The sequence below is a fragment of the Blautia sp. AF26-2 genome (genome assembly GCF_003460955.1).
GTDB classification, from domain to species: domain Bacteria; phylum Bacillota; class Clostridia; order Lachnospirales; family Lachnospiraceae; genus Fusicatenibacter; species Fusicatenibacter saccharivorans.
On the sequence record NZ_QTWD01000028.1, the window covers coordinates 1 to 1,160 of the forward strand.

At 43.0% G+C, this 1,160-nt stretch carries 1 protein-coding gene; it reads left to right on the plus strand.

Translation table 11 applies throughout. The annotated features are described in order from the left end of the window. Positions 1-138 precede the first annotated feature (138 nt). On the plus strand, positions 139-1,160 hold a 1,022-nt coding region (locus DWY63_RS17840; RefSeq protein WP_117802759.1), incomplete at its 3' end, for an RNA-binding domain-containing protein.

The window sequence follows — 1,160 nt, forward strand, 5'->3', positions numbered from 1 at the left end:
CGGCATGATTCTTGTAGTTGCCATAAAAAGCCCTCCTCTCAAAATATTTTCTCTGAACTCTTTGTGCCTATCGTTGAAATAAACTCTCCTTATGGGTATAATATAAAGAAACTACCAATACCTCAAAGGAGGGATTTTATGATAGAACAGCTCATTGCTGAAGCAACCGAATGTGATTTCAAAGTTGCACTTGAAATAAAGAAACCCAAAAGCTGGTTAAAAAGTGTCAGTTCCTTTTCTAATGGAATCGGCGGAACTCTGTTTTTCGGAATCTCTGATGACCGGAAGCCTATCGGCTTGTCCGATGTTCAAAAGGATGCTGAGGCGATCAGCCGCTTAATTAAAGAACGAATCACACCATTACCTCAGTTTATCTTAAAACCATTACAGGAAGATGGTAAAAATCTATTAGCTCTGGAGGTTTCTCCCGGCCGCAGCACCCCATATTATTACAAGGCAGACGGCGTGATGGAAGCATATATCCGTGTTGGAAATGAAAGCGTAATTGCCCCGGATTACATTGTAAATGAATTGATCTTAAAGGGAACCAATCAATCCTTTGATACCCTAACAACAGATGCGGTAAAAAAGGATTACAGCTTTACACTTCTGGAAGCAACCTATCTGGAACGGACTGGTCTCCGCTTTGAGCCATCAGATTATGTCTCCTTCGGTTTGGCTGACAAAAATGGGGTCTTGACCAATGCCGGAAAGCTCATGACCGATCAGCACACGGTTTATAACTCCCGTATGTTCTGTACCCGGTGGAATGGCTTGGAAAAAGGCTCTATCTTTGATGATGCGCTGGACGATAAAGAATACGAGGGAAATTTGATTTATTTACTGAACAGCGGCAGTGAATTTATTCGCAATAATTCCAAAGTCCGTTTTGTCAAAAAGGCACAGTATCGGGTAGACAAGCCGGATTATGCTGAACGAGCTGTGACAGAGGCTCTTGTCAATGCGCTTATCCATCGTGATTATATTGTGCTTGGCAGCGAAATCCATATTGATATGTTTGATGATCGGGTGGAAATCACATCTCCGGGCGGTATGTTTGGCGGCGGCTCAATTCAGGAATACGATATTTACAGTATCCGTTCCATGCGACGAAACCCTGTGATTGCTGACCTGTTCCACCGCATGAAGTACATGGAACG